We start from the raw sequence: 26,314 nt of genomic DNA on the forward strand, positions 1-26,314 counted from the left end.
TTAAGCTTTTTTCTCTTTATTTTTCGGGAGTTTCATCGATTTTATAGATAAACCTTTTCTATTCAGTAGGTTAAAAATCGATAAAATTTTCATGAATTTTCAAGATTTATAAATTTAGCGACAGATCCAACAATGCGTTTGTGTTTTTTTACAAATGGATTCTCTTTGTTCCACACATATCCGGCTAAAACTGCACAAATCTGACTTTTAAATTCGGGATTTGGTGATTTATGAAAGAAAATATCTTGTAAATCACCATTATACCAATCTCTTACATAGCTCGAAAACACGGCAATACCTTCATTCATGTAATCTTCATATTCTGTTTGCCAATCTACATTTTCGCCATTTAATTCTTTTAAGGCTAATTTCGCAGCTTTTAAACCCGATTCTGTTGCAAAACTAACTCCAGATGAAAACACAGGATCTAAAAACTCGGCGCTATTTCCCGTTAAAGCAAAATTCTTTCCGAAGAGAGATTTTACGCTTTTCGCGATATGTTTTATTTTCCTCGGAATAAATTCAGGCTCATAATTATCAAATCTGCCATTATAATAATTCAGTTTCGAGATCATTTGATTAAAAGCAATTTTTGGATCACCATCAAATTGATCAAACCATGCTGTTGGTGCCACAAATCCTAAACTTGCTTTTCCGTTAGAAAAGGGGATATACCAAAACCAAACTTCGGTTTCTAAAACCTCAAAAGTGATCAATTCGCCTTCTTTGCCATCTGGGCGATCGGTTTCTTCGATATGAGTGAAAATAGATGAATGCGACTCTAGTTTAGATGGTTTTTCTAAATCTAATAATCTAGGTAATACACGGCCAAAACCGCTACTGTCGATCACGAATTTGGCTTCAATTTCGGTTTGTTCTCCGTTTTTATGCTGAATAGTAATAACAGGATTTTCTTTAGTGAAATCTGCCGCGATCACTTCGGTTTCAAAAGCAATATCTACGCCGCGTGATGCTATTTCTTCAGCTAAAATATTGTCAAAATCGGCTCTGGGAACCTGCCAGGTCCAATCCCAACCTTCGCCGAATTTCTGACTAAAATCGAATTCTCCTACCAACTCATTTTTGATAAAACGAGCACCAAATTTTCGCTGAAATCCATGCTTATCAATCGTTTCCAATAAACCGGCTTCAGCAAAATTATCCATACAGCGCGGAATCAAACTTTCGCCAATGCTAAAACGCGGAAATCGCTGTTTTTCGACCACTTTTAGTTGCACATTATGTTGCTGAAGATAACCGGCAGAAACCATTCCAGATGGCCCTGCGCCAATAATTAAAATATCGGTAAATTCTCTTTTCATGCGTTCAATGAAATTTTGGAATTTCTAAAAATCGTTCTCAATAATCTGATTTTGAGTTTAAAACTGTAAATCAATAATTGTAAACAACAGTCTAAGCGCTCATAAAATCTCGATTATCGAGTAAATATACTACATTTGCGGCTGAACCGATTGCGGTTTCGCCTAACCAAATCATTATGCTTAGCATCAAAGCTCCATTAAAAATAACCGATTTCAAAGAGGTTTTATTTGAAAATCAAAAGCTTGAAATTTCTGCTGAAATTCTTCAAAAAGCAGATAGATCTTTTCAATTTCTACAGGAATTTGCAAAAGATAAGGTGATCTACGGCGTAAATACAGGTTTCGGTCCTATGGCGCAATATCGAATTAAAGACGAAGATCGCTTGCAATTGCAGTATAATCTTATTCGTAGTCATGCTTCAGGAACCGGGAAACCTATCGATCCTTTGTACGTAAAGGCATCGATGCTGGCCCGTTTAAATACGCTTTCTTTGGGATATTCCGGAGTTAATATTTCGGTTTTAGAGACGATGCAGCAATTGATTAATCACGATGTTACACCGCTTATTTTTGAACACGGTGGGGTAGGAGCTTCTGGCGATTTGGTGCAGCTAGCGCATTTAGCCTTGGTTTTGATTGGTGAAGGAGAAGTTTTTTATAAAAGCGAACGAAAATCTACAAAATCGGTTTTTGAGGAATTGAATATCAAACCTATCGAAATTAAATTACGAGAAGGGTTGGCTTTGATTAATGGAACTTCGGTAATGACGGGGATTGGGATCGTGAACCTGATTCATGCTCGGCGATTACTGGAATGGTCGGTTTGTTGTTCTTCAATGTTGAACGAACTGGTTTCGGCTTATTCCGATCATTTTTCTTCGGAATTGAATGCTTCGAAATTACATGAAAGTCAGCATAGTATCGCTGAAATGATGCGTGATCACCTCAAAGGAAGTCAACGTATTAAAAACAGGCAGGATCATTTATATCGAGATTCGTCAAATTCTGAAGCAATTTTTTTAGAGAAAGTTCAGGAATATTATAGTTTGCGCTGCATTCCGCAGATTTTAGGTCCGGTGTTGGATACGATAAATTCCGCAGAAAAGATCTTGATGGACGAAGTAAATTCGGCTAACGACAATCCAATTGTTTCCGTTGAAAAGCAAATGGTCTATCACGGCGGAAACTTTCACGGCGATTTTATTTCGCTTGAAATGGATAAATTAAAACTCGTGATCACGCGATTATCGATGTTGGCCGAACGGCAATTAAATTATCTTCTGAATAGCAAACTGAACGAAATTTTCCCGCCTTTTGTGAATTTAGGTAAATTGGGGCTGAATTTTGGATTGCAGGGCGCGCAGTTTACGGCGGTTTCAACCACTGCTGAAAATCAAACGCTGTCAAACAGCATGTATGTGCATAGCATCCCGAATAATAATGATAATCAGGATATTGTGAGCATGGGCACCAATGCTGCAAACATTGCCAAAACGGTGATCGATAATGCGTACCAGGTGCTTGCGGTAGAAATGATGGCGATTGTTCAGGGCATAAAATATATTGACGATCTTGATAGTTTTAGCGAAAAAACGAAGGCTGTTTTTAAACAATTTCAGCATAAAATTGAATTGGAAGATCAACAAGATTTTCCATTATATGCAACAATAGAAGATTTTACAAAGTCTTTAAAAGAAAACGAAATCTATAAATGAAATACGCTTTAGTAACAGGAGGTTCACGCGGAATAGGAAAAGCCATCGCTATAAAATTAGCGACAGATTTGGGGTATCATATTTTACTGAATTATCATTCGAATACTGAAGCTGCTGAAGCAACTGCTAAAATTATTAAAGAAAGCGATGTTACCTGCGATTTGCTGCAATTTGATGTTGCCAATGCTGAAGCTACCAAAAAATCCCTCGAAAACTGGCAAAAATCGAATCCTGAAGCTGTTGTTGAAGTGATCGTGAATAATGCAGGAATCACAAAAGACGGTTTGTTTATGTGGATGGGAGAAGAGGATTGGCATTCGGTGATCAATACGTCTTTAAACGGATTTTATAATGTGACGCAGCAATTTGTAAAAAGTATGCTGCAAAAAAGATATGGCAGAATTATTAATATCGTCTCTTTATCTGGTGTAAAAGGAAATCCTGGACAGGTAAATTATTCGGCGGCGAAAGGAGCGGTAATTTCAGCAACAAAAGCTTTAGCGCAGGAAATCGGGAAACGAAAAGTTACCGTAAATGCGGTGGCTCCCGGATTTATAACTTCAGATATGACAGCCGATTTTGATGAAAAAGAGTTAAAAAAAATGATTCCGTTACAGCGATTTGGAGATGCTGAAGAAGTTGCCGATCTGGTTAGTTTCCTGGCCTCAAAAAAAGCGTCCTACATCACTGGAGAGGTGATTAATATCAACGGCGGTTTATATTCTTAAAGCATGGCAGGCTGGAGTGGAAAATCACGCGGAACGCTGTTAACGATTCGGATATACGTATTTATTATTCGAACCTTCGGTTTATATCCGGCATATTTTCTACTGATTTTTATTGCGCTGTATTTCTTCATTTTTGCGCCAACTTCTTCGCGAAGTATGTACTATTATTTCCGCAGAAGATTAAATTATTCTGGTTTTAGTGCTTTTATAAATGTCTACAAAAGTTATTTTAAGTACGGGAAAGTTCAGCTGGATCGTGTAGTGATCACCGCCGGAATGAAAGATCGATACACTTTTGAATTTGATGGTATAAAACATATCGAAAATCTTCGAAAATTAAATAAAGGTGGAATTCTACTTACTGCGCATATTGGTAACTTTAATCTCGCAAAACATTTTTTTGATGAAAAGCATACCAGCGCTGTAATTAATTTGGTGATTAGTGATTTTGAACACGAGAATATCAAAAATTACATGGAGTCGGTTACGGGCCAATCGGCTGTTAAAATAATTGTGCTTCAAAAAGACCTTTCTCATATTTTTAAAATGAACCAGGCACTAAAGAATAATGAATTACTGGTTTTTGCGGCAGATCGTTATTTAGAGGAAGCCAAAATCTGGGAGGCTGATTTTCTGGATGCTAAGGCAAAATTTCCGCAAGGGCCGTTTAAACTGGGGATAAGAAATGATATTCCGGTCTTGTTTGTTCATATAATGCGAGAGAAAAATTTCCATTATCATTTCTATGCAAGGCCTTATATTCCTGAAAAAAATACTCCCAAAGAAGTTTTAAAAGCGTATCTTGAAAATCTTGAAAAAATGGTCAAAAAATATCCGCATCAGTGGTATAATTTTTATGACTATTGGAATGATTTCAGCTAAACAATTTTTATGGCAGAAAAACTACTTGAAGCTCCTATTTTAGATCCACAGGAGATCATAAAACTAATTCCGCAGAAACCACCATTTGTAATGGTCGATAAACTGCACGATTATACTAAACTTACCGGAATTACCGGATTCTTGGTGCCGGCCGATAATATTTTGGTAGAAAACGGAATCTTTTCTGAGCCCGGACTCATAGAGCACATGGCGCAAAGTATGTCGCTGCATCGTGGTTATCAAGGCTATATTGGCGGATTGGAAAAACCACAAACAGGTTTTATTGGCGCGATTAAGTCGGTTGAAATTTTTAGGTTACCAAAGGTAGGCGAGCAGCTTACCACGCATGTCGAGATCTTGCACGAAGTAATGAAAGTGACTTTGGTTACGGCAAGAACTATGGATGAAAACGAGCAGGTGATCGCAACTTCAGAGATGAAAACTGTAACGGTAGATTAAGCCATAATTTAGCTTTAATTAGATCTTTTGAAGCAAAATTCTTTTCAGCATCGTCTTTTCTGATGCGATTATTTTTCAAAAATGAATAATAAGTTAAGCATACATACTAAACTGAAAGTGCGTTTTAGCGAATGCGATTCTTTGCAAATTGTATGGCATGGGAATTACCTGAAGTATTTTGAGGAAGGTCGTGAAGATTTTGGTGTGCAACACGGTATTTCTTATTTAGACGCCAAAGTAAATGGTTTTGCAACACCTATCGTAAAATCTACTTGCGAGCATAAACTGCCTTTAAAATATGGGGATGAATGTACGGTTGAAACCACTTTTATTCCAACAGACGCTGCAAAGATCATTTATACTTATAGAATTTTTAAGGACGAAAAATTGATCTGTACCGGTGAAACGGTACAGGTTTTTACAGATAAAAATGGAGAATTAGTGCTTAATAATCCTTCATTTTTTCTAGATTGGAAAAAGAAAATAGGGCTTATTTAATGAAGAAGCTTTACTTACATGACGATTGCATAATTTCCCCGCTTGGATTTACTACTTCAAAAAATCTTGAAAATCTGCGAAGCGGAACTACCGGTTTACAGAAACTTAATAAAAATGAGTTTTTAGAGACTCCAATTTGTGCGGGAATAGTTAATTCAGAAATACTGACCGATGCTTTTTCTGAAATTGGGAATCCGCAAGACTTTACAAAGCTCGAGCAAATGATGTTGCTGGCGGTTCAGGGAGTTTTAGATAAAAATCCGGAATTAGATTTAGATAAAACCGGACTCATAATTTCAACAACTAAAGGAAATATTCATCTTTTAGATGATTTGGCCGACTTTAAAAAAGAACGCCTATTTTTATCGAATTTGGGCAATATTATCAAGGATTTTTTTGGCTTTAAATTGAAGCCAATTGTAGTTTCAAACGCTTGTATTTCGGGTGGATTGGCACTGGCCGTTGCTAAGAAAATGATCAACGTCGGGAAATTCTCTACGGCGATTGTAGTTGGTGGGGATATGTTATCGAAATTTGTTGTTTCCGGCTTTAATTCTTTTCAGGCGCTTAGTGAAAATGATTGCAAGCCTTTTTCAAAAGATCGAACCGGGATTAATCTTGGCGAAGCTGCTGCAGCGATCTTGGTAAGCGATCTTCCGAAGAAAAATTCGGTTAACATAAGCCTGGCAGGCGATGCTTCAGCAAACGACGCAAATCATATTTCAGGACCATCACGAACGGGTGAAGGTTTGTATAAAAGCATTCAGAATTCATTAAAAGAAGCTCAGATTTCTTCCGAAGCAATTAAAGCAATTTCCACGCACGGCACGGCTACGCTTTACAACGATGAAATGGAAGCGATTGCGATTTCCAGAAGTGAATTAGGTGAAATTCCGCTGCATAGTGTAAAAGGCTATTATGGGCATACGTTGGGCGCTTCTGCATTGATCGAAGCAATTTTATGTAAACACATGATGCTGAATAGCGAATTATATCCAAGCCTAAATTTTACAGAAACCGGAGTTTCCAAAAAAATAAATGTGGTTACAGCATATCGAAAATCGATAAATCTGGACTATGTTTTAAAAACAGCTTCGGGTTTTGGTGGCTGTAATTTGGCGATGATTTTTAAAAAGGAAGGAGAAAATGACTAATCTTGGGGTAGAGCATTGGGTGCGGATTACAAAAGGAAAGATCATTTTAGATGGCGAAGTGATATTTTCTTCGGAAGCTGATATTGCTCGGTTTTTAAAGACTTCTTTTAAGTTTTTGAATATTAAATATCCCAAATTCCATAAAATGGACAGGCTTTCTAAACTTGGTTTCGTCGCTTCAGAAATTGCGCTGAAAAACAACAATATCGATGAGGAAACGGCTTTGGTTTTCAGTAATAATAGTTCAAGTTTAGATAGCGATCAAAATTATCAGGAATCGGTTAAGGAATTTCCGTCGCCTTCGCTTTTCGTTTACACCTTACCAAATATTGTTTTGGGTGAGATTAGCATTCGGCATCAATTAAAAAGTGAAAATGTCTTTTTTGTTGAAGATGAGTTTAATGCGAATTTAATAATCGATTATTCTAAGCAGTTAATAGAATCTAAAAAAGCAAATAAAGTGCTTTGTGCCTGGTTAAACTTGCACAATGATGAATATGATGTATTTTTGTGGCTAAGTTCAGAATCTCATAAAAAAGAAGCTTCTGAAGAACAAATACGCAAAATATACGATGCCGATTATGACTGATTTGCATACCGAGTTAAAAGCCAGTATTATAGAGCAGCTAAACCTTGAGGATATGGAGGTGAGCGATATTGAAAATGATGAACCGCTTTTTGGAGACGGTCTTGGTCTTGACTCAATCGATGCCTTAGAGCTTATCGTTTTACTGGAGAAAGATTACGGTATCAAACTTACCGATCCTAAAAAAGGCCGTGAGATTTTTGAAAGTATCAATAAAATGGCAGATTTTATTGAAGCGAACCGTACTAAGTAATCTAAAACTTATTTATGAGTAGGAGCGTAGCTGTAACCGGAATGGGTATTTTTTCTGCCATAGGAAAAGATCTTGAAGAAAATCACAGCTCGCTTATTCATGGAAAACACGGACTTTCGACTCCTGAAATTCTAGAAACGATTCATCAAAAATTACCTATTGGCGAGATTAAAGCTACAAATACAAATCTTGCTAAAAGCTTGAATTTAGATGAAAGTCACGCATTCACGCGTGCGGCTCTATTGGGAACTATAGCTTTAAAAGAAGCTGTTAAAAACGCTAAAATCAAGGATTTTACGAATATTGGCTTTGTGAATGGGACTAGTGTTGGCGGGATGGATATGACCGAGCGTTTTTATCGTGAATACGAAAACGATGAAACCAATCGTAGATTTATTCAGGCGCAGCACCCGGGTTTTACAACCGAGCAAATTGCAGGGTATTTTGGGATCAATAATTATGTAACTACGATTAGTACAGCATGTTCGTCTGCGGCTAATGCGATTATGATGGGCGCCAGGTTGATCAAATCTGGGAGATTAGATCGTGTGGTCGTTGGCGGTACAGATTGTCTTTCTCGTTTTACGCTGAATGGTTTTAATTCTTTAATGATCTATTCTGAAGATTTTCCAAAACCTTTTGATGCTGAAAGAAAAGGATTAAATCTTGGCGAAGCTGCTGCATATTTAGTTTTAGAATCGGCTGAATTAGCTGAAAATAAAGAAATTTTAGCTTATGTTTCCGGTTACGGAAATGCGAACGATGCATTCCATCAAACCGCATCATCAGAAAATGGCGAAGGTGCATACCTGGCAATGCAAAAGGCTTTAAAAACCGCAAAATTGAATCCGCATCAAATCGATTATATTAACGCACACGGTACGGCAACACAAAATAACGACCTTTCTGAAAGTAGAGCTTTAATTCGCACTTTTAAAGAAATGCCGGCATTCAGCAGTACCAAATCTTTTACCGGGCATACACTTGCAGCCGCCGGAGGGATTGAGGCGGTGTTTAGTTTACTGGCTATAAAACATCAGCAAATTTATCCCAATCTTAATTTTGAATCGGTAATAAACGAGACAAAGTTAGAACCTGCAACCGAGTTGAAATCGGCTAAAATCGATCATGTTTTATCAAATTCTTTTGGTTTCGGCGGAAATTGTACCTCTTTAATATTCAGCAAAAATGGATAGAAAAATGTACATCAATGGGATGGCAAGTATAGCTGCACAAACTGAGGAAGATCTGTTTGCAGGAGATTTGAAGTCTTTTCAGCAAAATATATTTCCTGCAACTATTGTGAATTATAAAGAGTATATCAAACCCATGATGCTTCGCCGAATGTCGAAGGCTATAAAAATGGGATTGGTGGCAGCCAAGCAAGCTTTAAATGAGGCTGGGGTAGAAGTGCCCGATAGTATTATCGTGGGAACTGGTGAAGGTTGTAAGCAGGATACCGAAAAGTTTTTGGAGAATATTCTAGACGAAAATGAAAGTTTTTTAACGCCAACGGCTTTTATCCAGAGTACCCATAATACGGTTGGCGGCCAAATTGCACTCGATCTAAAGTGCACCGGTTATAATATGACGTATACGCAAAATAGCGTTTCGTTCGAGTCGGCTTTGATCGATGCCAAACTTCAATTTGCTGAAGATCCAGATACGCGCTGTATTTTGGTTGGTGGTGTAGATGAACTGGCCAAAACAAGTACGCCTTTTTATAATCTGGACGGGCAATTGAAAGCCGGTGAAATAAATACTACTCAAATTCTACAATCTGAGTCTGGCGGAACGATAACTTCAGAAGGTGCTGCATTCTTTTTACTTTCAGAAATTAGAACTCAGGATTCTTTTGCTGAAATTTCAGATTGTATGATTTATAGGGAAATTTCAGAAGAAAAGCTTCAGGAAGAAATCAGCTGGTTTTTAAAGAAAAACGATCTAAAACCTGAAGATTTGGATGCCGTGATCTTAGGAAACAACGGTGATAAAAGATTCGATCATTATTATCATCAACTTCAGGATACGATATTTAAAAATACGCTTCAGTTAGGCTATAAAAACTGGGTGGGCGATTATAATACGGTAACGGCTTATGCTTGCTGGCTGGGCGCTGAAATCTTGAAAAGAAATGAAATTCCGCAGCAATTAAAATTGAATAATTTGGACGTAAAACAACCAAAATCGATTTTAATTTATAATCAGTATCTTGGGAAAAATCACAGTTTAACCTTGCTTCGAAGTCTTTGAAATTCCGCATTCTAAATTTCTTTATCTGGATCTTTTTAATCGCTTTTGCGATGTATTGCGGCATAAATGGCTTAGTACTTTGGCCTGTGGCGATATTAGCGATTTTATATCCTATATTTTTGATCACAATTTCGACCAATATCAGGTGGAACGTCTTCGTAAAAGGATTTCATCATCAAAAAAATCATCCAAAAAAGGAAGTCTGCTTAACTTTTGATGATGGCCCAACAGAGGTTACTCCAAAGATTTTGGATCTACTAGATAAATATGATGCAAAAGCCTGCTTTTTCTGTATTGGAACTCAAATGGAAAAGTATCCGAAAATTGTTAAACAGATTATTGAAAGAGGACATATTATTGGGAATCATACCTATTCCCATACTCGAAAAATGGGCTTTCTTTCTTCAAAAAGTCTTGCAAGAGAAATTGATGCCTGTGATATTATAGCGAACGATATTAGTGGTTTAAAACTGAATTTCTTTAGGCCTCCGTTCGGGATTATTAATCCAAAAACAAAACGTGCTTTACAAAAAACTGGACATCGTGTGATTGGTTGGAATATGAGAACTTACGATGCAATTTTAAATGATGAAACTAAGATTCTTAACCGGGTAAAGCGAAAATTGAAGCCGGGAGATGTAATTTTACTTCATGATAATAAGGAGCAAACAGCTCGTATATTGGAACAATTATTGATGCATCTACAAGCGAATGAATATCAGGCAATACGGCCAGACCAATTATTTAGAATCCATGCGTATATTTAGTTTTATCCTGTTTTTCTGGAGCTTAGGAATGTTTGCTCAGCAGAATAATTTTACCAGTGTAAGTTTAAAATCTTCAGCATCACAACTTACAGAGAAGATGGAATCGGCCAAAAGTCTTTATGGTGAGTTCGAGCAAACCAAAGTCATTAAAATGTTGGATGTCGAGACAACTTCTTATGGTCGGATTTATTATCAATCTCCAGATGTTATAAAATGGGAATATACCAAGCCATATCCATATTCTTTACTTTTCAAAAACAATTTTATTTATATCGATGACGATGGCCAAAAAAGCAAGCAGGATATGACGGCTAATAAACTTTTTGCGAAACTTGGTGATCTTATTACTGGAAGTCTTAACGGAAAATTATTAAAGGATGATGCGAATTTTGATGTTGAATATCAGAAGAAAAAGCATCATGTAGAAGCGGTAATAACACCAAAAGATAAGAGCATGGCCGATATGTTTGAAAAAGTGATTATGAGTTTTTCTGAAGACAAAATGCTGCAATCCGTGAAACTTCAGGAATCTGGAGAGGATTATACGCTAATTAGTTTTAAGAACTGGAAAATGAATACACCTATTAAAGCTTCGGTTTTTCAACCTTAATTCTTATACTTTATTTAGCTTCACTTTCTTTCTTTGCACGATTAGGTTCGATTTCAGATAGACTTAAGCCTTTTTCTGTTGCAAATGAATCTGTCTTGGGACTTCCAATAATTTGAGAAGAATATACACCAGAATGTCCAGAAAATAAGTAAGCCGTAGAACAGGCAATTGCAATAAAAACACCAGATTCTATCCCAAAAAGTTCGATTCCCATAATGGTGCAGGCAATTGGTGTATTGGTCGCACCGGCAAATACCGCTACAAATCCCATCCCGGCCAAAAGATCCATTGGTAACGGAATAAACCAAATTAACGCATTGCCTAAAGTTGCTCCTATATAAAATAGCGGAGTTACTTCACCACCTTTAAATCCGGCTCCTAGTGTAAATGAAGTAAATAAGATCTTTACCAGGAAATCATAAGAATTTAGATCGATATTAAATGCGTCAACAATGGTAGGAACTCCCAGTCCTATATATTTTGTGGTGCCAATGCAATATACCGCAAGGGCAATTACAACTCCGCCAATAACTGGTCGAAGCGGAGGATAGTTAATTTTATTTTTAAATAGGCTGCTCCAAAAATGAGTCGATTTAGAAAACAACATCGCTGCAAGTCCAAAAAGAATCCCGGCTAAAAGTGACCATAGGAGATTTATGGGAGTCATTTCGACGATAGATTCGATATGATAATGCGTATGCGCGATTCCCCAAATTTCACAGAAGTAATTTGCAAAAACGGCTGCCATAAAACTTGGGATAATAGCATCCAAACGAATTCGGCCTAAAATAAGTACCTCTAAAGCAAAAATACCACCGGCTAAAGGAGTTCCAAAAACTGAAGCAAATCCAGCACTTATACCAGCGATCAATACAATTCTTCGATCTCTTTTTGATAATTTTAGAATACCCGTAAAGCGATCTGCGACTGCACCACCAATTTGTACGGCGGTACCTTCACGACCAGCAGATCCACCAAAAAAGTGAGTTACAACAGTACCAAAAAGAACTAAAGGTGCCATTCTAAATGGAATGATCTTTTTAGGAGAATGAAATTCCTCTAATAAAAGATTATTTCCTTTAACAACACTATTACCATATAAATGATAAGAAAGACCAACTATAAAACCTCCAACCGGAAGTAAAGCAATGATCCAAAGATGAGATTCACGCCAATCTGTAGCCCAATTCAAACTCCACAAGAAAAAAGCAGAAATACTACCTGCTACGGCACCTAACACCAAGCAGATCAATATCCATTTCCCTAAATAAACTAAAGAGGGTAAGAATTGAAATGAGAAAAGAAAGTTTTTGATTTTTGTTTTATCCATTTGCCTTAAATTAATGATACTACACTGGCATAAGCCATTAAAGGTAGATGTCATTAGCTCCAGGTGGAACGGTTTAAGGCAGACCTCATTGCCGTATTTCTTTAGCAAAGATAGCTAAAATGGAAAAAGTGGCAATTTTTTCATCATTTTTAAAAAGTCTTATAGTAAAACACCTTTAGGCAAGCCTCGGGATATCATAGCCTTTGGCGGTGCCAATGAAACATTGAATATTAGATAAAAAATTATGATATTCATCTTATTTATGTATTTTGCCTTTTCAAATCCCCTTTATGCTGCTTAAAGATTTTTATACGGTCTTAGAATCTTCAGAACAGGAAGATACATTTACCACCAAAATTTCTATAGAGAAAACACATCCTTTGTATGCAGGACATTTTCCTGACAGACCGGTAACTCCGGGAGTTATTTTAATGCAATTATTTAAGGAAGAGGCAGAGCGTAGAACAGGTAAAAGCTTGGCGCTGCAAAATGCCAGTAATGTAAAATTTATGGCCGTTGTAGATCCTAATACTTGCGATCATCTGGTTTTAGAGTCTAAAATTAGCGTGGAGGATGATTTAATAAAAGTACGTGGCGTTGCAAGACAAAATGAAGCTTTAGCTTTAAAATTCAGCGCTTTATATAAAGTTGTTTAAAATTCGATTTTCTTATTTGCATATTCTTATGCGAAGGTGCTAATATTTGATATTTTTGCAGCACAAAAATTTGAGACTTGGAAACTTCCGGTATCTATCAAAACCGATTTAAAGCTTTAAATTGCTGTGTTTTAGTTCCTACTTATAATAATGAAGGTACTTTAGCTTCAGTATTAGAGGATCTTTTGGTGTACACAGATCAGATCCTTGTTTTAAATGACGGAAGTACCGATAGTACCAAACAAATTCTTCAGAACTTCCAGCAAATTGAAGTCCGTAATTTCAGTAAAAATAAAGGAAAGGGCCAGGCGCTTAAAAAAGGTTTTAAGATCGCCGAGGAACTGGGTTACGATTATGTGATTACCATAGATTCAGATGGGCAGCATTATCCAGATGATCTTGATGTTTTCTTATCTGAATTAGAAAAGCGAAAGCCTGAAGATAAAGAAGTCTTACTTATTGGAGATCGAAATATGGGAAGCGATGGTGTTCCCGGCGTAAGCGCTACCGGAAATGATTTTTCCAGCTATTGGTATCTCGTGGTTACAGGATTTCAGCTTCATGATACCCAAAGTGGATATCGTTTATATCCATTAAAAGTGATGAATTCCATTACTTTTTATACCTGGAAGTTCGAGTTTGAAATTGAAACCATCGTTAAAGCCACTTGGCGTAAGATCGATGTGAAAAATGTACCGATAAAAGTACTTTATGACGAAAAGAATCGTGTAAGCCATTTCCGCCCGTTTTGGGATATTGTAAGGATCGTTTTGTTATACATGTGGTTTGTGCTGGTAAGTTTTTTGTGGATTCATCCTCGCAATAAATATCGCGATTTTAAACAAAAGGGCTTTAAGAAATTCTGGAAAGAAGATATTTTAAAGAGTAGTGATAGTCCGGCGAAAAAAGCCACAGCTATTGCTATTGGTATTTTTGTGGGCTTATCGCCATTCTGGGGAATACATACTTTTCTGGTTTTCGTTTTGGCTGCACTTTTAAAAGTAAATAAGGTTACAGCCTTTCTATTCTCGAATATAAGTATACCGCCTTTTATTCCGGTCATCGTTTACTTAAGTTTCCAGATAGGTTCACTGGTTATGGGCGAAGGTTGGGATTGGACGTTAAAACTACAAAGCATTAGCTCTACAACAGATGTTTTTCTTGGATTGGGGCAATACATTTTAGGGAGTTTGATTCTGGCAATTAGTGCGTCAATACTGGTTTGGATTGTGTTTTATTTGTTATTTTCGGTTCTGAATAAAAAGCAGATCATCAAATCCTAAATGCATCAATTCTTTTTAAAATCTTACCATTTTTTTCAGCAGAATAAATTGCCGGGAATATTGCTATTATTAGCATTTGTTGCGGGAGTTGGATTTTTAGCTTCAAAGGTTGAATTAGAGGAAGATGTTACCGGATTAATCCCTTCTGGGAAAGATCAGGATGTTCTAAAACGGATTTTAAAGGAAACCGAATTTTCAGATAAAATTGTCGTTACGATTTCTTCGGAAGAAGAGCAGCCGCAGGAACTAATTTCCTATGCTGAGCGATTTATAGATTCTGTAAACACCAAATTACCCAATTTTGTTGAAAATATTGAAGGTAAAATTGCCGATGAAGGGGTGCGTGAAATTTATAATTTCGTTTATCAGAATTTACCTTTATTTTTGAATGAAGCCGATTATGCTGAAATTGAAAAAAAACTTTCAGATTCTGCAATTTCAAAGCAAATTAAAGAAGATTACCGAAGCATAATTTCTCCAACCGGGATCGTTACCAAAAACTTTATTTTTCAGGATCCACTTAGTTTAGGACCAATCGGACTCGAAAAATTGCGAGAACTTCAGATTGGCGATAATTATTTGCTGTACAATAATTATTTGCTCACTAAAGATAAAAAGCACCTGCTACTTTTTATTACGCCAACTTTACCGGCTTCAGAAACCAATAAAAATAACCAGTTTATAGCCGATCTTAGAGAAATTCAGCAGCAATTAAATACTGAATTCAATACGGTTGAAGGTGACTTTTTTGGCGGAGTTTTATATTCACTAGCCAACGCCAATCAGATTAAAAAAGATGTACAGATCACGATTAGTATCGCCATATCGATATTGTTGATTTTACTCATCTTTTTTTACCGCAAAATTTATGTTCCGCTAATACTTTTTATCCCCGGAATCATAGCAGCAGTTACTGCAATAGCGATATTATATATTTTTAAAGGAAGTATTTCTGCGATATCGATTGGGATTGGTTCGATCTTACTGGGAATCACACTCGATTATGGATTGCATATTCTAACGCATTATCGTAATAATCACGATGTTTTTCAGCTTTATAAAGAGCTTACAAGACCGGTTTTAATGAGCAGTTTCACAACGGCAATTGCTTTTTTATGCCTGTTATTTGTAAATAGTGAAGCGCTAAACGATTTAGGGATGTTTGCCGCAATTAGTGTGATTATTGCTGCTTTTCTGGCATTATTACTTATTCCTATTCTCTACGGAAGACGAATTGGAGAAACGCCTAAAAATACTTTTTTGGATAGGCTGGCGGGTGTTCATTTCTTTAAAATTAAACCGCTGTTTTTTAGTGTGGTGATATTGTTTGTTTTCGGACTGTTTTTTTTCACGAAAGTGAACTTCAATAATGATCTAAGCAAGATCAATTTTCAGCCTGAAGCGATTAAAAAAGCCGAACAAAAAATACAAAATATCGCCAATAGTAACGGTAAAACCTTGTATTTGGTTAGCTACGGAAATTCTATCGACCAGGCGCTTCTGGAAAATTCAAAAGTTTATCAAAATTTAAAATCTGTTAACCAAAAATCGGAGTTAAACTCATACAGTAGCATTGGTGGTGTGGTGTTATCTACTCAAACACAAAACCAGAAGATTCAGAAATGGAAAGATTTCTGGAATTCTAAAGATACTTCAGCAATTAAAAATAAAATCCTATCAGAATCTGCCCAATATGGCTTTAAGCCAGAAAGTTTTCATGATTTTTACGAATTATTGGATAAAGACTTTGAAAATCTACAATTAGAGGATTATCAAAACACCACGAATCTTTATTTGAATGACTTTATTTCGATAAGTGAAGATTTTGCAACGGTGACCACTACGGTAAATTTGGGAGAATTGCCATCGCAGGAATTTACAGCAGCATTCGATAATCTCGATAATACTTTGATCATCGATCGCGAGCGAATTAACGAGGGATTTTTGGGTAATTTAAAGAACGATTTTAATCAGCTTATTGGTTTATCGATTTTGGCCGTTTTTGTTATCCTTTTAATTTCTTATCAGAATTTAGAAATTAGTCTTTTAACGCTTTTACCGATAGGGATTACCTGGATAATTGCGCTGGGAATAATGGGCGCTTTGGCGATCGAATTCAACATTCTGAATATTATTATTTCGACCTTTGTTTTTGGTTTAGGCTTAGATTATAGCATTTTTATCACCAACGCTTGTCTTAAAGAATATCAAACCGGTAAGAGCGAGCTTAAAACTTACCAAACATCGATCTTGATCTCTGTGATCACTACCTTACTGGGAATAGGTGCTTTGATCTTTGCAAAACATCCGGCATTGCGATCGGTTTCCAGTGTTTCGATAATTGGTGTGTTTTCTGCGGTTTTAGTGGCATTTGTGCTTCAGGTTTGGTTGTTTAACGTATTGTTTATTAATCGGCGTAAAAAGGCTTTGCCACCGTTTAGATTTAGCCGAATTGGTAGTTTTATTCGGAATAAAATTTATTACAAACAGGATCTTTATTATCAGGATGCGGTGTTGGATAATTATCGATATAAGCCGGTTTACAGTGAAGCGAAAGCTGAGTTTACTGAAAAAAAAGAACCCTATTTACGTGTTTCTAATTTTATTGAAAAAGGGGAGTGTGTGTTCTTTTTCTATTCGGGAATTGGGGTGTTTCCGATTTATTTAAGTTATATCAATCCGAATTCAAATATCACGGGTTACGAAACTTCAGAATCTATTGAAATCGCCAAAAATTGTTTCCGTAGTAAACATGAAAATTTACATTTTGCTACTGCAATTGATGCTGCTAAGACCTGTTCTACTTTTATCATTCCAGATCGTGAAATAAATGATTTAGATGAAATTAAACAGGTGATCAACAAATTTGGGAAAAAGGTAATTGTACTTCACAAAGCCCTAAAAACGCAATGGTTATTGGATGCGAATTTTGAAATCACCTATCGCCAAAGCGGAATTTTAGTGTTTGAAAAAGAATAGCATGAAGAAGTTTTTCGTCCTTTTTAGCTTAGTTTTTCTTTCTTCCTGCGGAATTAAAAAATCTTATCAGGATTTGCCCAATGTTGCCGGAATTTCTGAAGTTGATACCGTTCGTACAAAAATTAGCGATACTCATTTTTCCTTAGGAAAAAACAATCTATTTCAGAATAAATACGGTGTTTGGGAACTTTATATTGAAGGAGATGCATTGGAACTCGGTTTGGCGAACGGAGCTTTAACTCAGGATCTAATTCATCATCAGGAGAATGCTTTTATGGGAAAGATCAACGAAATGGTTCCTTCTGAAGGATATAGAAATTTCCTGAAAAAACTTGTTTCCTGGTTTAATCGTAAAATGTATTTGTATGTTCCTGAAGAGTATAAACAGGAAATTTACGGAGTTTCGAGATTCGGACTCACAAAATACGATGAATTTGCGCCGGCTTATTTGCGAATGTTGTATTTCCACGGGGCGCACGATATTGGCCACGCCTTGCAGGATCTAATGCTAGTAGGCTGTACAAGTTTTGCTGCCTGGGATGATAAAACAGCAGATGGAGAGTTGCTTTTAGGTCGAAATTTCGATTTTTATGCTGGAGACGAATTTTCCAATCAAAAAATGGTAGCTTTTGTAAATCCGGACGACGGACATAAGTTTATGATGTACACTTGGGGCGGGATGATTGGTGCGGTTAGCGGAATGAACGAAGAAGGAATTACAGTGACCATAAATGCCGGAAAATCTAAGATCCCGATGTTGGCTAAAGATCCAATTACGTTGGTTTCAAGAGAGATTCTACAGCATGCGTCTAATTTAGAAGATGCGATCGAAATTGCGAGAAAGAGAGAGGTTTTTGTTTCAGAATCGATTATGATAGGAAGCGCCAAGGATCATAAAGCGATTCTAATTGAAGTCAGCCCAAAAAACTTCGGAGTTTATAAAGTAGAGAACTCAGATCAGTTAATTTGCAGCAATCACTTTCAGAGTTCGGCATATCAGGATGATAAACGAAATCAAAAAACCATTAAAGAAAGTCATACACAATATCGTTATGAGCGAATGACTCAATTGGTTTCTGAAGCCGATAAATTGACACCGAAAAAAGCTGTTGAAATTCTACGAAATAGAAGAGGATTAAATGGAGAAAACATTGGCTACGGAAATGAAAAAGCGATCAATCAATTATTAGCGCATCACGGCATCGTTTTTAAGCCTGAAGAAAAGAAAGTCTGGTTATCTGCAAATCCGTATCAAATGGGAGCTTTTATTTCCTACGATCTGGAAAATGTTTTTGCTGAATTTGAAAAAGGAAATGTGAGCGGAAGTGTGATGAATGCTGAAGAAGTAATTCCTGAATCCGACTTTTTACAAACAAAAAACTATAAAAATTACGAAGAATATCGAAAAATAAGGGAAAGCTTTGTTCAGGATTTAAAACATGAAAATCCAATAAATCCTGATGATGCCGAAGCTTTAAAGCAGTTAAATCCTTATTTTTGGCAGGCTTATTATTTAAGTGGGCAATATTACTATCGCGAGGGCAATTATAAAAAAGCCATTATCGATTTTAAGCAGGCCTTGCGCCGTGAAATATCAACGCTACCAGAAAAAGAGCATCTTAAGAAATTACTGAAAAAATCGTATAGAAAACTTTAAATGAAAGACTTTCTTTCTCCAGAAATATCGCAACAAGAACAGTGGCAATTGGTAAAACAGCACCTGAATTATGCTTACCAAAATTCGCCATTTTACAAGCAGATTTTTAAAGAGAATGCGATCGATATTTCAGCAATAAAAAATGAAACCGATTTTCGTCAAATTCCGATTACGGCTAAAGAAGATCTTCAACTTCATAATTTAGATTTTTTAGCGGTAGATTATACAGAGGTTATAGATCATGTAACTACGTCTGGAACTTTAGGGAATCCGGTAAATTTTATGCTTAATGAAGCCGATTTACAGCGTTTAACCTATAACGAATACGAATCTTTTAAGATCGCCGGAGTAACCAAAAATGATGTGGTGCAAATCACAACTACGCTAGATCGCAGATTTATGGCCGGGATGGCCTATTATTTAGGTTTACGAAAACTTGGCGCCGGGGTGATAAGAACCGGCAGCGGATTGCCCGGTTTGCAATGGGACAGCATTCAGCGTTTTAAGCCGAAATTTTTGGTTGCCGTACCTTCATTTTTATTGAAACTAATCGATTATGCCCGGCAAAATAATATCGATTATAAGAACTCTTCTGTAAAAGGTGTGATTTGTATTGGTGAATCATTGCTGAATGAAAATTTGGAAGATTCGGCTTTACGAAAAAGAATCCGGGAATTATGGGAAATAGAGCTGTTTTCAACTTATGCTTCTACTGAAATGGCTACAGCCTTTACAGAATGTGAATTACATAAAGGCAATCATATTTTGCCGAATCTTATCTATACTGAAATCCTTGATGAATCTGGGAATCCAGTTGAAAATGGTGAAGTAGGAGAGTTGGTGGTTACTCCGCTGCAGGTAGAAAGTATGCCTTTAATTCGGTATGCTACAGGAGATATGCTCATGAAAATTGAAGGAAACTGCAATTGCGGTAGAAGTTCCGCCAGGATTGGTGCTGTAATTGGCCGTAAAAAGCAGATGCTGAAAATAAAAGGCACTTCGCTTTATCCACAACATATTCAGGAAGCGATGAATGCGTTAGAAATTTCAGATTATATTATTGAAGCCAAAAATGATGAATTTGGCAATGATCTAGTGATCTTGAAAATTTCAGAGGAAGTTAAATTAAGTCCTTTGGAAATTCAATTAAAATTACGAGACCAATTACAAATTAAGCTTGAAATTCAGCAAATATCGGCTTCAGCTTTATTTCAGAAAAAATTTCCGAAAGAAAGCAGAAAGCCAATTATTTTCCATGATCTGCGATCGATCTAAAATTGATAACCAATCCCTACATGCGCTCCAAACTGACTTAAATTGTAATCTAGCATTTCATCTTTAAAGTCTATAGTGCCAAATTGTTTAAAATACGGATTGGCAAAAACAAAGAAGTCTCCAAAATTATATTGACCGCCAAAGCCTAAATTATAGCCAATTCCGTTTTGAGAGTATTCAATATCTGGATCGTTTAGTTCAAAACTTAAAACTGGACCGGCATTTAGGAAAAAATAGTTCCAAAATTTAAATTCCAGAAGAATAGGAATGGAAAGTAAATCCAATTGTTTTTCTTGATATGGCTCGACTGGCAAAACAGAATTCAAAGCCTTAGTGTCATTAAAAACGCTTGCATTATAAGAGTAAAGTGCTTCATAAAACCCCGAGGTTTTCAATTTGGAAAATGTCACTCCAGTAATTAAACTAAACTTAGTGTTTAATGGAATAGAAATTTCCGCTCCTAGCTCGTAATAGTTTTTAACTTCGTCGTTCGAACTGCCATCTATTTCATCTGAATGCAAAAATTCAGCGTCAGAAAACCCATAAAATATGCGTACAGCAGGTTTTTGAGCATAAGTAGAAACTGTTAGGGCTAAAAACAGAAAGAGTAATTTTATTTTCATCTTATTGGTTTTAAGTTAGATGATAAAGAAAGAAAAAGGTTGCGTTAATTTTTGGATTTTCTTCTTTATACTTTCTCACAAACCAATACGATCTTCTCTTCTTTAAGATTTGTAGTGAAGAATAAATAATCCTTACCGCCGTCTTTAATTTTTAATTTTTTACGAATATTTTCTACATCAACGGGGAAATTGCGAGTACTGATATTGGCTTTTTTTGACTTAAATTTTTTCTTTAGTTCTTTAGATCCAAAAGCAAGTATATCAGTTATCTTGAATTTTCTTCCTGGGAAATCTAAATTATTTTCTGAAGTAAATAAATGAGAGTTTTGATGAAGTTTTTTTATCTTAAAATCTTCTGCCAGTTGCCCAAAAAGCTGAGTTTTCATGATTGCAGCATTAGGCTCATAAAGGTAATCTTTAGGGAGACTGAATGCTGTATCCAGACTTTCATTTAGAACGGTTTCAAAAGTCTGGTTTTCTTTTTTGCTGAAGTTTTTAGAAATAATCTTTACTGCTGAAGTGCTATCTTTCTTTAAAACCCAAAGCAATTCTTTCACCTCATTTTCTACGGCAACAACATGAATTTCGGCTACAAAATCCAGTTCTGAAATACCCAATTTTAAATCGAGTAGAGGAGAAGTCTTTATTAAAATATTATCTGATTTTTCGAATAATAATGGCAAATTTTCAACAACATCTGGTGTGCAATCTGCTAGCCGAAAAACTTTACCACCATGATCGTCCCTTCTGGCGGGATCTAAATAGATCCAATCGAATTTAACTTCTGTAGCTTCTAAAAATACGAGACCATCTCCAGAATTCACTTCAATATTATCGATTTTTAGTGCTTTATAATTGTGTTGAACGATTTTAGCTAAATCCTTATTTAATTCGTTGTAAAAGACGTTCTCAACATTTTTAGAGAAGAAATAACTATCGATCCCAAAACCGCCGGTAAGATCTGTCAGGTTTTCTCCGGAAACTAAAGACGCTTTATATTCTGCAGTGATTTGAGAGGAAGTTTGCTCTAAATTTAATTTTGGTGGATAAATAATATGCTGATTTTCGAACCAAACTGGTAGTTTTCTTTCAGCTGTTTTTCTACCGGCTATTTGTGTGGCAAGTTCAGCAGCAGTAACTTTAGGAAACGGACTGCCTTTTAAAACCAAAGCAGAAACATCTGCATTTAAGTTTTTCGCTACAAATTCCTGAACTTCGGGCTGTAAAAGTTCGGTGTTCATAAAGCTGAAATTAGAGATCTCTCGTCAGTCTTTTTACGATCTTGTAATCGCTTAAAGATTCTTTTGCAATTACTTTTATGGCTGTGTAAACCGGCACCGCTACAACCATTCCCACAATTCCAAAAACCAGTCCGGCAATAAGAATAATCAGGAAAATTTCTAAAGGATGTGATTTTACACTAGCACCAAATATCATGGGTTGCGAAATAAGGTTATCGATCACCTGGCAAATCGCATAACCAAGCATTACATAGATTAATTTTGGTAAAATAATTGCCTGAAAATCGGCTCCCAAATTACTGGATATTACAAATAAAGCCATCAAAATTCCTGCGAAAACCGGTCCCAAATAAGGAACAAGATTTAAAAAAGCACAAATAAATGCGATGGCTACAGGATTGTTTACTTCAAAAAGAGTAAGTAAAATCATATACAAAATGAACAAGACTGTAATTTGCATAGTTAATCCCACAAAATACCTGGAAAGAAGAATCTTAATTTTGTTGAAAACACGAACAAATTTTTGCTCTTTTCCGCGGTTGGCGAATACTAAAATACTGTTCAGCATTAATTTGCTGTCTTTCAGAAGAAAAAATGAAATAAAAATTACTGAAAATAAAGCAACGATTGTCGCACCTAGAATTCCGAAGACATTATTTAAAAACTTAGGAATAAGGCTAACATCGAGACTGCGAACAAACTGACTTTGCTTTAGACTTTCTATAATATTAATCTCTTCGACACCCAAATATGCATTGATTTGAGCGTTAAGATCGTTAAGATCACTTTTAAATGCTTCAATATCAATTCGACCTAAATACTGACTTTGCTCTATAACTATCGGAACAAAAACGAAAATAATCCCTACAAAAATTGCCAAAACCAGTAATAACACAATAATTACTGCGATTTGGTTGGGGATTTTAAGACGTTGACGTAAAAATATAACTACCGGTCGCCCAATTAGCGAGATAATCGCGGCAACCGCTATATAAACAATTACCGACTGGATTTCGTAAAGGAAAAATAGCAAAAGCATGATTCCCAGAGCGATACCCGCAGCTCTTAAAAGTCCGTAAGAAAGTTCTTTAGCATTCACAGGCTAAATATAGGATTTTCTAAATTAAGGAATCAAGCTTTTTGTGATTTCGTAAAGAGAAATTCCTATCGATTGCGCTACATTCATGCTACTGTTATTTCCAAACATAGGTATGTGAACGGTTTGGTCGCATAGATCTAAGATTTCTTCTGAAATGCCAAAATTTTCGTGTCCGGCAATTAACACTATTTTTTCTGAAGTTTGTAATTGTAGTTTCTGAAGCGGAATGCTATTCTGTGTAATTTCGAGGGCTGTTATTTTATAGCCTTCAGCCTTTTTTTGCTGAACAATTGCTGTTGAATTTTCCAAATATCGAAAATCGACATATTCGTGCGTACTTCTTGAAGTTTTCTTTAGTCGGTTACTATTTAAATTTGGCTCAATTCCGCAGAAAATGATCTCTTCAACATGAAAAGCATCGCTTAATCTGAAGATACTGCCAATATTAGCTTCTCCAGAGATATGATCCAGGATAAGCGTTACCGGAAATTTTTTATTACTGAATTTATTTTGAGAATGATTAAGCTGCATATCAGTTTTCAAAAGCATATTTGATAATATTGGCACCCATTTTTAAGGCTTTTAATCGTACTTCTGCAGGATCGTGATGAACTTCTTCATTTTCCCAACCGTCTCCCAAATCACTTTCAAAAGTAAAGAGCAAAACTAATCTACCTTCATCAAAAATCCCAAAAGCCTGTGGGCGCTTAGCATCATGTTCGTGGATTTTAGGCAATCCCTGGCTAAATTCAAATTCAGAATGAAAAATAGGGTGAGAAGCAGGTAATTCCTGTAATTCTTTTTCAGGAAAAACCTTTTTTAAAGCTGAAATTAAATATTCTCGCATTCCATAATTGTCATCGATATGTAAAAAACCGCCACCTAAAAGATAGTTTCTTAAATTTTCGGCTTCGCTTTCAGAAAAGATCACATTTCCGTGACCCGTCATGTGAACAAAAGGATACATAAAAATTTCTGGACCACCAGGATTTACGGTGACCGGTTTTTGATCTAAACGGGTAGCAATATTTTTATTACAAAAATCGATTAGATTAGGTAATGCGGTAGGATTGGCATACCAATCGCCACCTCCATTATATTTTAAAAGTGCGATCTTTTGCGCAGCAATCTGCTGAGTCACAAAACTAAAAATGAAGATAAAAATGCACTTTTTTAGCATAAATTTTATTCGGTTTCGTTGATTAGATTTATGGTGTGACAGGCTACAATGGCAGCAGTTTCGGTACGTAAACGGCTTGTGCCTAAGCTTACCGGAGAAAAATCATTTTCTAAAGCCAGTTTTATTTCTTCAGGAGAAAAATCACCTTCAGGGCCAATTAAAATTAAGGTATCGGTTAATGCTGCAGCAGCATTTTGAAGCAAAATCCTTGGCTGGTCTTCTTCGCAATGTGCAATGAATTTTTCAGCATTAATTTTTTTATTTATAAAATCTGAAAAGCTTACTGGTTCGTTTAATTTAGGCATTCTAAAATGCAAAGACTGTTTCATGGCGCTTTGTAACACACGTTCGTAACGATCGAGTTTTACCACTTTACGTTCAGAATGATCGCAGATCACCGGGGTGATTTCGTCGATACCAATTTCTGTAGCTTTTTCTAAAAACCACTCATAACGATCGTTCATTTTTGTAGGCGCTACTGCCAAATGTAACCAGTAATTTGGTCGTGCTTCTTTTTCAGTATCAATAATTTTAGCGACACATTGTTTAATATCTGCGGTGATAATTTGAGCAGTAAACAACAGACCTTTACCGTTGGTAACCTTTAATAAAGCACCTTCAGTACGGCGTAAAACCTTTACGATATGCTTACTTTCTTCTCTACTGAAAATAATTTGCTGAGTAGATTCGTCGATATCTGGCTGAAAAAATAGCTGCATACTTAAATTTTATATCGTGCCTGTGCGGTTGTAGAAAAATCTGAAAATTCCTGTTTTATATATTTATAATGCCCTGCAATCGCGATCATGGCTGCGTTATCTGTAGTATATTCAAATTTTGGGATAAAACACTGCCATTTGTATCTTTTTTCGGCATCGTAAAGCGCATTTCTAATGCCGCTATTCGCTGATACTCCGCCGCCAATCGCAACTTGTTTAATACCGGTTTCCTTTACCGCTTTTTTAAGTTTATCCATTAATATTTCTACAATGGTATATTGGATAGACGCGCAGATATCTTTAAGGTTCTTTTCGATAAAATCTGGATCTTCTTTGGTTTGTTTTTCAACAAAATAAAGCACCGCTGTTTTAAATCCGCTGAAACTAAAATCTAGTCCGCCAACCTTTGGTTTTGGAAATTTAAAAGCTTTTGGATCGCCTTCTTTGGCGTATTTGTCGATCAATGGTCCGCCGGGATAAGGTAAACCAAGAATTTTGGCACTCTTATCAAAAGCTTCTCCAACGGCATCGTCCATGGTTTCGCCAATAACTTCCATTGTAAAATAATCATTCACTTTCACAATTTGAGTATGGCCACCACTAATGGTCATCGCCAGAAAAGGAAACTCTGGCTTTTTAAAATTATCTTCTTCAATAAAATGCGCTAAAATATGCGCCTGCATGTGATTTACTTCGATAAGAGGAATCCCCAGGCCCATCGATAAACTTTTGGCAAAAGAAGTTCCAACAAGTAAAGAACCCATAAGTCCCGGACCTCTTGTAAAAGCGATTGCAGATATATCTTTTTTACCGATATTTGCTTTCGCAATGGCTTGATGAATCACAGGAACAATATTTTGTTGATGCGCTCTGGAAGCAAGTTCTGGAACAACACCACCATATTGTTGGTGTACTTTTTGGGTAGCTACAATATTAGATAGTATTTTGCCGTTGCAAAGTACAGCAGCAGCAGTGTCGTCACAAGAGGATTCTATTCCTAAAATATAGATATCTTCAGCCATTTGCGGTTTATTGGGCATAATTA

26 protein-coding genes and 1 riboswitch are annotated in these 26,314 nt (G+C 36.2%); of the genes, 17 read left to right on the forward strand and 9 right to left on the reverse strand.

All coding sequences use genetic code 11. The features are described from left to right. Positions 1-89 precede the first annotated feature (89 nt). Positions 90-1,322: an NAD(P)/FAD-dependent oxidoreductase gene (locus tag IIF7_RS05180; protein ID WP_084840621.1), complete on the reverse strand. Its 1,233-nt coding sequence runs from the start codon at positions 1,320-1,322 to the stop codon at positions 90-92. A 176-nt stretch (positions 1,323-1,498) separates the two neighbouring features. Here IIF7_RS05180 and IIF7_RS05185 point away from each other — a divergent pair, with 176 nt between their 5' ends. The 12 genes from IIF7_RS05185 to IIF7_RS05240 all read left to right on the forward strand — a co-directional run bounded on the left by IIF7_RS05185 (position 1,499) and on the right by IIF7_RS05240 (position 11,227). Then, complete coding sequence (locus IIF7_RS05185) at positions 1,499-3,037, forward strand: HAL/PAL/TAL family ammonia-lyase (protein WP_084840622.1); 1,539 nt, start codon at positions 1,499-1,501, stop codon at positions 3,035-3,037. Further along, positions 3,034-3,765 (forward strand): 3-oxoacyl-ACP reductase FabG, encoded by a 732-nt coding sequence (gene fabG / locus IIF7_RS05190; protein ID WP_084840623.1) that lies wholly within the window; start codon positions 3,034-3,036, stop codon positions 3,763-3,765. The genes IIF7_RS05185 and fabG overlap by 4 nt, the downstream gene beginning before the upstream one ends. Positions 3,766-3,768: 3 nt before the next feature. Next, the gene (locus IIF7_RS05195) at positions 3,769-4,647 is read left to right on the forward strand and encodes an LpxL/LpxP family acyltransferase (protein WP_084840624.1); all 879 of its coding nucleotides are present in this window, start codon (positions 3,769-3,771) and stop codon (positions 4,645-4,647) included. Positions 4,648-4,656: 9 nt separating this feature from the next. Continuing rightward, positions 4,657-5,106: a hypothetical protein gene (locus IIF7_RS05200; RefSeq protein ID WP_084840625.1), complete on the forward strand. Its 450-nt coding sequence runs from the start codon at positions 4,657-4,659 to the stop codon at positions 5,104-5,106. An 81-nt stretch (positions 5,107-5,187) separates the two neighbouring features. After that, a complete protein-coding gene (locus tag IIF7_RS05205) occupies positions 5,188-5,604 on the forward strand; it encodes an acyl-CoA thioesterase (protein WP_084840626.1) in 417 nt (138 codons plus the stop codon). Beyond that, on the forward strand, positions 5,604-6,758 hold the full coding sequence (locus tag IIF7_RS05210) for a beta-ketoacyl-[acyl-carrier-protein] synthase family protein (protein ID WP_084840796.1): 1,155 nt from the start codon (positions 5,604-5,606) through the stop codon (positions 6,756-6,758). Before IIF7_RS05205 ends, IIF7_RS05210 begins: the two co-directional genes overlap by 1 nt. Further along, complete coding sequence (locus IIF7_RS05215; RefSeq protein ID WP_084840627.1) at positions 6,751-7,347, forward strand: 3-oxoacyl-ACP synthase; 597 nt, start codon at positions 6,751-6,753, stop codon at positions 7,345-7,347. Before IIF7_RS05210 ends, IIF7_RS05215 begins: the two co-directional genes overlap by 8 nt. Then, the gene (locus IIF7_RS05220) at positions 7,340-7,597 is read left to right on the forward strand and encodes a phosphopantetheine-binding protein (RefSeq protein ID WP_013072188.1); all 258 of its coding nucleotides are present in this window, start codon (positions 7,340-7,342) and stop codon (positions 7,595-7,597) included. The genes IIF7_RS05215 and IIF7_RS05220 overlap by 8 nt, the downstream gene beginning before the upstream one ends. Positions 7,598-7,611: 14 nt before the next feature. Then, the gene (locus tag IIF7_RS05225) at positions 7,612-8,793 is read left to right on the forward strand and encodes a beta-ketoacyl-[acyl-carrier-protein] synthase family protein (protein WP_084840628.1); all 1,182 of its coding nucleotides are present in this window, start codon (positions 7,612-7,614) and stop codon (positions 8,791-8,793) included. Beyond that, complete coding sequence (locus IIF7_RS05230) at positions 8,786-9,850, forward strand: beta-ketoacyl synthase chain length factor (RefSeq protein ID WP_245801539.1); 1,065 nt, start codon at positions 8,786-8,788, stop codon at positions 9,848-9,850. Before IIF7_RS05225 ends, IIF7_RS05230 begins: the two co-directional genes overlap by 8 nt. After that, positions 9,847-10,617: a polysaccharide deacetylase family protein gene (locus IIF7_RS05235; protein ID WP_245801540.1), complete on the forward strand. Its 771-nt coding sequence runs from the start codon at positions 9,847-9,849 to the stop codon at positions 10,615-10,617. The genes IIF7_RS05230 and IIF7_RS05235 overlap by 4 nt, the downstream gene beginning before the upstream one ends. Beyond that, positions 10,604-11,227: a LolA family protein gene (locus IIF7_RS05240; RefSeq protein WP_176218899.1), complete on the forward strand. Its 624-nt coding sequence runs from the start codon at positions 10,604-10,606 to the stop codon at positions 11,225-11,227. The genes IIF7_RS05235 and IIF7_RS05240 overlap by 14 nt, the downstream gene beginning before the upstream one ends. 10 nt (positions 11,228-11,237) lie before the next feature. On the opposite strand, the gene IIF7_RS05245 is transcribed toward IIF7_RS05240, so the two are convergent. Continuing rightward, positions 11,238-12,557, reverse strand: a complete 1,320-nt coding sequence (locus tag IIF7_RS05245; protein ID WP_084840631.1) for a voltage-gated chloride channel family protein — start codon at positions 12,555-12,557, stop codon at positions 11,238-11,240. A gap of 37 nt (positions 12,558-12,594) precedes the next feature. Next, a riboswitch (Fluoride riboswitch) is annotated at positions 12,595-12,659 on the reverse strand. Positions 12,660-12,847: 188 nt separating this feature from the next. Here IIF7_RS05245 and IIF7_RS05250 point away from each other — a divergent pair. From IIF7_RS05250 to IIF7_RS05270, 5 genes are all read left to right on the forward strand, one after another. Beyond that, the gene (locus IIF7_RS05250) at positions 12,848-13,213 is read left to right on the forward strand and encodes a hydroxymyristoyl-ACP dehydratase (protein ID WP_084840632.1); all 366 of its coding nucleotides are present in this window, start codon (positions 12,848-12,850) and stop codon (positions 13,211-13,213) included. A 77-nt stretch (positions 13,214-13,290) separates the two neighbouring features. After that, positions 13,291-14,496 carry a DUF2062 domain-containing protein gene (locus IIF7_RS05255; protein WP_084840633.1) on the forward strand — a complete coding sequence of 402 codons (1,206 nt, stop codon included), beginning with the start codon at positions 13,291-13,293 and terminating at the stop codon, positions 14,494-14,496. Continuing rightward, positions 14,497-17,475: an MMPL family transporter gene (locus IIF7_RS05260; protein ID WP_084840634.1), complete on the forward strand. Its 2,979-nt coding sequence runs from the start codon at positions 14,497-14,499 to the stop codon at positions 17,473-17,475. Position 17,476: 1 nt separating this feature from the next. After that, the gene (locus IIF7_RS05265) at positions 17,477-19,132 is read left to right on the forward strand and encodes a C45 family autoproteolytic acyltransferase/hydolase (protein WP_084840635.1); all 1,656 of its coding nucleotides are present in this window, start codon (positions 17,477-17,479) and stop codon (positions 19,130-19,132) included. Beyond that, positions 19,133-20,407 carry a phenylacetate--CoA ligase family protein gene (locus tag IIF7_RS05270; RefSeq protein WP_084840636.1) on the forward strand — a complete coding sequence of 425 codons (1,275 nt, stop codon included), beginning with the start codon at positions 19,133-19,135 and terminating at the stop codon, positions 20,405-20,407. Here IIF7_RS05270 and IIF7_RS05275 read toward each other — a convergent pair. The 7 genes from IIF7_RS05275 to tsaD form a co-directional block, all read right to left on the reverse strand. Further along, on the reverse strand, positions 20,404-21,030 hold the full coding sequence (locus IIF7_RS05275) for a hypothetical protein (RefSeq protein ID WP_084840637.1): 627 nt from the start codon (positions 21,028-21,030) through the stop codon (positions 20,404-20,406). The two genes, IIF7_RS05270 and IIF7_RS05275, sit on opposite strands and share 4 nt — an antisense overlap. 65 nt (positions 21,031-21,095) lie before the next feature. Beyond that, a complete protein-coding gene (locus IIF7_RS05280) occupies positions 21,096-22,271 on the reverse strand; it encodes a class I SAM-dependent methyltransferase (RefSeq protein WP_084840638.1) in 1,176 nt (391 codons plus the stop codon). 10 nt (positions 22,272-22,281) lie between these two features. Then, on the reverse strand, positions 22,282-23,370 hold the full coding sequence (locus IIF7_RS05285; RefSeq protein ID WP_084840639.1) for an AI-2E family transporter: 1,089 nt from the start codon (positions 23,368-23,370) through the stop codon (positions 22,282-22,284). A gap of 24 nt (positions 23,371-23,394) precedes the next feature. Then, a complete protein-coding gene (locus IIF7_RS05290; protein WP_245801541.1) occupies positions 23,395-23,919 on the reverse strand; it encodes a TrmH family RNA methyltransferase in 525 nt (174 codons plus the stop codon). Continuing rightward, a complete protein-coding gene (locus tag IIF7_RS05295; RefSeq protein ID WP_084840640.1) occupies positions 23,903-24,550 on the reverse strand; it encodes a DUF4159 domain-containing protein in 648 nt (215 codons plus the stop codon). The genes IIF7_RS05290 and IIF7_RS05295 overlap by 17 nt, the downstream gene beginning before the upstream one ends. Positions 24,551-24,555: 5 nt before the next feature. Next, complete coding sequence (locus IIF7_RS05300) at positions 24,556-25,269, reverse strand: 16S rRNA (uracil(1498)-N(3))-methyltransferase (RefSeq protein WP_084840641.1); 714 nt, start codon at positions 25,267-25,269, stop codon at positions 24,556-24,558. Positions 25,270-25,271: 2 nt separating this feature from the next. Continuing rightward, complete coding sequence (gene tsaD / locus IIF7_RS05305; RefSeq protein WP_245801542.1) at positions 25,272-26,291, reverse strand: tRNA (adenosine(37)-N6)-threonylcarbamoyltransferase complex transferase subunit TsaD; 1,020 nt, start codon at positions 26,289-26,291, stop codon at positions 25,272-25,274. Positions 26,292-26,314 lie beyond the last annotated feature (23 nt).

Origin of the sequence: Zunongwangia atlantica 22II14-10F7 (genome assembly GCF_002094855.1) — a bacterium.
GTDB lineage: Bacteria > Bacteroidota > Bacteroidia > Flavobacteriales > Flavobacteriaceae > Zunongwangia > Zunongwangia atlantica.

What these genes read in the sequence shown, in the direction of transcription:
- IIF7_RS05180 (WP_084840621.1), bottom strand. Translation starts at nt 1,322, where the DNA reads ATGAAAAGAGAATTTACCGATATTTTAATTATTGGCGCAGGGCCATCT.
- IIF7_RS05185 (WP_084840622.1), top strand. Translation starts at nt 1,499, where the DNA reads ATGCTTAGCATCAAAGCTCCATTAAAAATAACCGATTTCAAAGAGGTT.
- fabG (WP_084840623.1), top strand. Translation starts at nt 3,034, where the DNA reads ATGAAATACGCTTTAGTAACAGGAGGTTCACGCGGAATAGGAAAAGCC.
- IIF7_RS05195 (WP_084840624.1), top strand. Translation starts at nt 3,769, where the DNA reads ATGGCAGGCTGGAGTGGAAAATCACGCGGAACGCTGTTAACGATTCGG.
- IIF7_RS05200 (WP_084840625.1), top strand. Translation starts at nt 4,657, where the DNA reads ATGGCAGAAAAACTACTTGAAGCTCCTATTTTAGATCCACAGGAGATC.
- IIF7_RS05205 (WP_084840626.1), top strand. Translation starts at nt 5,188, where the DNA reads ATGAATAATAAGTTAAGCATACATACTAAACTGAAAGTGCGTTTTAGC.
- IIF7_RS05210 (WP_084840796.1), top strand. Translation starts at nt 5,604, where the DNA reads ATGAAGAAGCTTTACTTACATGACGATTGCATAATTTCCCCGCTTGGA.
- IIF7_RS05215 (WP_084840627.1), top strand. Translation starts at nt 6,751, where the DNA reads ATGACTAATCTTGGGGTAGAGCATTGGGTGCGGATTACAAAAGGAAAG.
- IIF7_RS05220 (WP_013072188.1), top strand. Translation starts at nt 7,340, where the DNA reads ATGACTGATTTGCATACCGAGTTAAAAGCCAGTATTATAGAGCAGCTA.
- IIF7_RS05225 (WP_084840628.1), top strand. Translation starts at nt 7,612, where the DNA reads ATGAGTAGGAGCGTAGCTGTAACCGGAATGGGTATTTTTTCTGCCATA.
- IIF7_RS05230 (WP_245801539.1), top strand. Translation starts at nt 8,786, where the DNA reads ATGGATAGAAAAATGTACATCAATGGGATGGCAAGTATAGCTGCACAA.
- IIF7_RS05240 (WP_176218899.1), top strand. Translation starts at nt 10,604, where the DNA reads ATGCGTATATTTAGTTTTATCCTGTTTTTCTGGAGCTTAGGAATGTTT.
- IIF7_RS05245 (WP_084840631.1), bottom strand. Translation starts at nt 12,557, where the DNA reads ATGGATAAAACAAAAATCAAAAACTTTCTTTTCTCATTTCAATTCTTA.
- IIF7_RS05250 (WP_084840632.1), top strand. Translation starts at nt 12,848, where the DNA reads ATGCTGCTTAAAGATTTTTATACGGTCTTAGAATCTTCAGAACAGGAA.
- IIF7_RS05260 (WP_084840634.1), top strand. Translation starts at nt 14,497, where the DNA reads ATGCATCAATTCTTTTTAAAATCTTACCATTTTTTTCAGCAGAATAAA.
- IIF7_RS05265 (WP_084840635.1), top strand. Translation starts at nt 17,477, where the DNA reads ATGAAGAAGTTTTTCGTCCTTTTTAGCTTAGTTTTTCTTTCTTCCTGC.
- IIF7_RS05270 (WP_084840636.1), top strand. Translation starts at nt 19,133, where the DNA reads ATGAAAGACTTTCTTTCTCCAGAAATATCGCAACAAGAACAGTGGCAA.
- IIF7_RS05275 (WP_084840637.1), bottom strand. Translation starts at nt 21,030, where the DNA reads ATGAAAATAAAATTACTCTTTCTGTTTTTAGCCCTAACAGTTTCTACT.
- IIF7_RS05280 (WP_084840638.1), bottom strand. Translation starts at nt 22,271, where the DNA reads ATGAACACCGAACTTTTACAGCCCGAAGTTCAGGAATTTGTAGCGAAA.
- IIF7_RS05290 (WP_245801541.1), bottom strand. Translation starts at nt 23,919, where the DNA reads ATGCTTTTGAAAACTGATATGCAGCTTAATCATTCTCAAAATAAATTC.
- IIF7_RS05295 (WP_084840640.1), bottom strand. Translation starts at nt 24,550, where the DNA reads ATGCTAAAAAAGTGCATTTTTATCTTCATTTTTAGTTTTGTGACTCAG.
- IIF7_RS05300 (WP_084840641.1), bottom strand. Translation starts at nt 25,269, where the DNA reads ATGCAGCTATTTTTTCAGCCAGATATCGACGAATCTACTCAGCAAATT.
- tsaD (WP_245801542.1), bottom strand. Translation starts at nt 26,291, where the DNA reads ATGGCTGAAGATATCTATATTTTAGGAATAGAATCCTCTTGTGACGAC.